The 5,174-nt window shown below is 30.7% G+C and carries 4 protein-coding genes; 1 reads left to right on the plus strand and 3 read right to left on the minus strand.

The genetic code is table 11. The features are described 5' to 3' along the window. Window positions 1-123: 123 nt before the first annotated feature. Both BTO23_RS14980 and BTO23_RS14985 read right to left on the minus strand, forming a co-directional pair. Window positions 124-1,461, minus strand: coding sequence for an ApeA N-terminal domain 1-containing protein (locus BTO23_RS14980; RefSeq protein WP_105063888.1), 1,338 nt, complete (start codon window positions 1,459-1,461; stop codon window positions 124-126). Further along, window positions 1,454-1,783 carry a hypothetical protein gene (locus BTO23_RS14985; RefSeq protein ID WP_170066730.1) on the minus strand — a complete coding sequence of 110 codons (330 nt, stop codon included), beginning with the start codon at window positions 1,781-1,783 and terminating at the stop codon, window positions 1,454-1,456. The genes BTO23_RS14980 and BTO23_RS14985 overlap by 8 nt, the downstream gene beginning before the upstream one ends. Here BTO23_RS14985 and BTO23_RS14990 point away from each other — a divergent pair. Continuing rightward, entirely contained in the window at window positions 1,764-4,394 is a 2,631-nt protein-coding gene (locus BTO23_RS14990) for an NB-ARC domain-containing protein (protein ID WP_170066752.1), read from the plus strand. The two genes, BTO23_RS14985 and BTO23_RS14990, sit on opposite strands and share 20 nt — an antisense overlap. Window positions 4,395-4,560: 166 nt before the next feature. On the opposite strand, the gene BTO23_RS14995 is transcribed toward BTO23_RS14990, so the two are convergent. After that, complete coding sequence (locus BTO23_RS14995) at window positions 4,561-5,085, minus strand: hypothetical protein (protein ID WP_105063891.1); 525 nt, start codon at window positions 5,083-5,085, stop codon at window positions 4,561-4,563. Window positions 5,086-5,174 lie beyond the last annotated feature (89 nt).

A 5,174-nucleotide genomic window follows, 5' to 3' on the forward strand; every position in this document is an offset into this window, starting at 1 on the left:
CAATATAACGCCTGCATAACACGTTTGCTACTATGCAGACCAAACTAAATTTTACTACCTTAATCACTGAAACTAAAGGCAAACTGACAATGCCGAGTGTAGCAAATCGTGTTGATGCATTTGTTAACTGTTTTCATCGCGGTACGGCAGATAACGTTCTTGATATTCATGAATTAAACTCATCGGTATTTCTAATTTTTGGAACAAATGAGAAACAACTACAAGTTTAAATACTTGACCTATATCCATATAATCTTCAATTGATAATTTACCCATCATTGGCTTAGGTCTGCCAACATGAGCTAATTCATTCCTAAGATTTGAAATATTACCACCTAATCCATGCTTATTAGGGTATGGAGAAAATATTTCATCAAGTATAGAAATTAATTGTTCAGAGCCATAATATTCAATCGGCTTAGTGTATTTAACTGAAGAGTCACCACCTAACTCACTATTTATTGCTTCAAGATTTGTTCCATACAAAATAATATCACTATATGCTGTATGTAATGTTCTAAAATTCGTCTCATGTTGGTGACTTACAGCTATAACTTTAAAATATTCATAAACTTCGAACCATTTAGTCAACGCAGTTGGCAAATCTATTTTATTAAAGTTTATTGGTAATAGTAAGTGTGAAATTTCTGATTTAGATAACTCAACGGTTCGACTTTGTAAACACAAGCTATTGACTACATGAATACTTTTACCATTATTTTTATAAAGTACCAACTCATCAGGGAATACAGGTTTATTTAACAAAATTGAAAACAAAGATGATATTTTTATTGTATCTGATATAAAATCACTCGGTGTTTGTTGGTGCTCTTTTTTATAATTAAAATGAAATTTTAATTCATTTCTAATGTTTAGATATTCTTTCGGATGCTTAATATGAAATTCAGCAAATAAGTCGTTTAATTCTTTTAACACTTCTTCGTTATCCGAATGAAGAAAGTTAGCCGCATTTAATCCCGCATACTGAAATTTAGCATTATGTTCTACATTTATACGCCAATCATCCCCTCTAATTTCTTGAATTGGTTGCGGACTAAACTTTAGATTACTCATTCGTCCTTGTGGATGAAAAAATTCTTGCATTCCATTAAACGTAAAATGACAATATTCAAATTCATCCTCTTCAAAGACGTAATCACCAATCAAAAAATAGTAAAAACCATGAATGCCATTGCGTATATGAATAGAACCTAATCGGTGAGTTCCCGTAGAGAAATCAAAAGACGTTACCAAAGTACATTTTTGACCTGAGTCTAAAATACCAAAAATACGTTCACACCTATCGCTTACATCTGGGCAAGAAATATTATAATTTAACTGCAATCCATTTTGAGTGGAATAATTGACTTTTCCTGGGAATTTCACTTTCTGATTATTCGGATCAGCAAAGAATTCACCATAAAATTCGAAACTCTCGAAAGTACTATACTTTTTATTCACAATGAAACCTTCCTAAAACAGTTAACGCCTGCATAACACGTTTGCTACCATGCAGATTAAGCCCAAATTTACCACTTAATACGGTAAACTCAAAGAAACCTAGAATGCCGAATGTAGCAAATCGTGTTGATGCATTTGTTATGAAAAAATTTTCTTTATCGAAAGTGAAACCACCTGTATATTTATGGGAATAATGATAAAAATTAGGCTTATTTATGACATCTAGAACTTTCGCTACAAGAATGACTTGCTTTTCATTAATATCTGCAATAGAAACAGATTTAAGACACATCATATGCACAATGAATATTTCAACTACCATAATTACCCCTACAGATGTTGAGAATAATTCAAAAAATCGTTTCAAGAGTCATTTTAATGAGGATTTTTCAGAGGAAAACTCGTTATCCGACTTAATTGAGTTTAGTGACTTCTCTGATTTAGCTAAAATTCTTTCTAAAAATAAGACCATACAAGACCTTATTGATACTGATAATATTAATATTATCGTAGCAGGTTTAAACAACTTAACTCAACCTAGAAATAGAATATGTCACTCAAGACCATTAGAATATAATGATATAAATGATCTAACAGATTTTTCAATTACTCTAAAGAAAATAGGATCTAACCATTGGTGGACAAATATAAATGAAGCACTTGAAAATTTAAATAATCCTTCATTTGCACTATCATTACAAATACCTTCATATTGGAAAAGTTCAAAATCAAAAATTTATAGTAATCTTCCCCTTCCTGAATTTGATGACACAGGCTTCCTTGGAAGAAAAGATGAGCGACATGCTATCACTGAACTAATTTATTCTCATACTCGAGTGATTTCTTTAATTGGCGAAGGAGGCATAGGAAAAACCGCATTAGCAATTAGATGTTTATATGATGTCCTTGAATCATCAGAAAACTCTGAAAATAGTCGATTTGATATGATAATTTGGGTTACCTTAAAAGCTAATCGCTTGACTGTATCTGGTATTATACAGCTAAGAGATGCTATCGTTTCAACATTAGGCTTATACCAAGACATAGGTAAAAGTCTAGGTGTGAATTCAGATATATCTTTAGAAGAATTATTAGAAGAAATTTCTCTTTATATGAAAGAATTCAAAATTCTTTTATGTATTGATAACCTCGAAACAATTGATAAACAACATGTACGAAAATTCCTAGCAGAAATACCTCATGGTTCAAAAGTATTAATTACAACACGAATTGGATTAGGTGAAATAGAATATAGATATAAATTAGATAGTTTAGATTCAAAATCTTCAATTAGTTTAATACGAAAACTATCAATTTTATTAAATATAGATATTTTAAAAAAAAGGAATTCCGCATCATTAGCAGATCTAGCAAGAAGACTTCATCACAACCCACTTTTGATTAAATGGTATGTTCTTGGTCTTGGCTCTGGAAAGAGGCATGAAGAACTTTTAAATAAAAACTCATTAACTTATCAAGATGCTCTTAAATTTTGTTTTCAAAATTTATACGACCAATTAACTTCAGTAGAGCTACAAATAATAAAAACTATTGCCTGCTTAAGAAATAGTGTATCTGAAGTAGAATTACGCTTCATTTTAAATGATATTAAAGAACTAGAAATAGCAGAAGCTCTGCATAACTTACATAATTCAAGCATGCTAAAGTCAGATTCTCAATCATTAAAACAAGATGATGGAATTAGGACATATACACTAACCGATATTGCAAGTGATTATTTAGCATCTATTGCCCCAGTAGAAGATGCATTTTATCAACTAATTAGAAGCAAACAAAGAGAATTAAAGAGACATATAGAAACAAGTTTAACTGAGCACAATCATTATCATTTAGACATTACAAATGTACATGCTAAGAATAAGGATGAAAAAATATGTGCCGTTTATCTAAAACAAGCTTTAAATTTAGCCAAATATGATAACAACTACGAAGCAGCTCTAGAGTTAGTTAGAAATGCAAAAGAAATGATGCCAGACTTTTCAGAATGCTATAGAGTTAATGCATACTTACTACATAAAAGCCCATATAAAGCTCAATCAGAATATGAATCCGCTATTGAATATAATTCAAATTCTGTTATAGCTTATTATGCTTATAGTCAATTTTTACTTCAAGACGAGGATTATCCCTACGCATTAGAGCAAATAGATCACGCTATAAAGTTAAATGATGATGAATCTTTAATTTCGTTTAAAGCACTTATATTAACTCGTTCAGGTGATTACTCTACAGCTATAAGCTTATATGAAAAAATATTACCTGTTCAACGTAATAATCCACATCGAAAATTTAGAATTAGTACTTATCAACAAGTCATCAGTTGTTATAAACGCTATGTAGAAAGATTAATAATTGATTGTGATTTACCTAAATCACAACATATCCTCGAACGTATATATGAACTTTTTTATGAGATATTAAATCATGATAATTATGACGAACGTTCATTTTCATTATTATGCCAAGTATTAGTTATCTCAGATAAAATTGATATAAAAAATAAGAATATTAAATATACGACAAAAACAATTAGTATCATCGAAGATTTCCAAGGTACATTAAGTGTGCATCATAAAATAAAATTAAAGTCTGAATTAATGGTTGCCTTAACTAGTCTTTATTCTGAAAGTAAAAATAAAATACAGTTTTTAATTAACGAATTATCATCATGTAGTGATATGAAAGAGAACTTATGCCATGGCATAATTAAGGGAATTGTTTGTAAAGCTGCAAATAATCTATCTTTTGGTTTTATCATCAGCGATGATAATACTGAATATTTCTTCCACCGAGGAGAGCTTAGTCCGCAAAATGCTTTTGATAATAATGATGAGCATAAAGGAATAAGAGTGGGATTTTATTCACATAATACTAAAAAAGGCCCAACAGCAAAAAATGTGCACTTGATTTAAATTAATATAGGCTCTAACTTGCCAATTGTTAGGGCCTTTTTTCATAACGCCTGCATAACACGTTTGCTACCATGCAGATTAAGCTCAAATTTACCACTTAATACGGTAAACTCAAAGAAACCTAGAATGCCGAATGTAGCAAATCGTGTTGATGCATTTGTTATACCTATTCACCTAAAGCTACTTTTAATTCATTCGTAGTCAGTGACGAAAAATGCATATTTGCTCTTTCTTGAGCATAAATACAGTCAGGGATATCATCCATTAAATATAAAACACCCTGTTTAAGTAAACTAAATAATTCATCAACATGTAATGCTGCATACTCTTTTTCAGAAAAACGTTCAATTCCCTTTTTTAATGAATTAACATCTGAATCTCCCCAAGCATACATTACAACGCGAGCTTTATTATTGTCACTTAGGGATGAATCTGGAGTTAATGTATGCAAAATAGCACACCTAGCTGCGTACAAATCACTAGCGGTTGCTCCCAAGTGATGATCACGATACATATAATTATTTATCCATTTTTCGTATCGTTCTCTTACTGGCAAGTCACCATACGTAATCCAAGCCAAGCTATCTATAGATGTATATATTAATGATAATGAAGGCATTAATAATTTTTCATCTAAACATAATTCAATAGCAGAAAAAACTTCAAAGTAACTTTTACAAAATTTTTCCATTATATTCTCCCTAAGGTATAACGCCTGCATAACACGTTTACTACTATGCAATCATACTTGAAATTGACGCCTTAAAACGAGAAACACTC

The sequence above is a fragment of the Aliivibrio sifiae genome (genome assembly GCF_002954715.1).
Taxonomy (GTDB): domain Bacteria; phylum Pseudomonadota; class Gammaproteobacteria; order Enterobacterales; family Vibrionaceae; genus Aliivibrio; species Aliivibrio sifiae.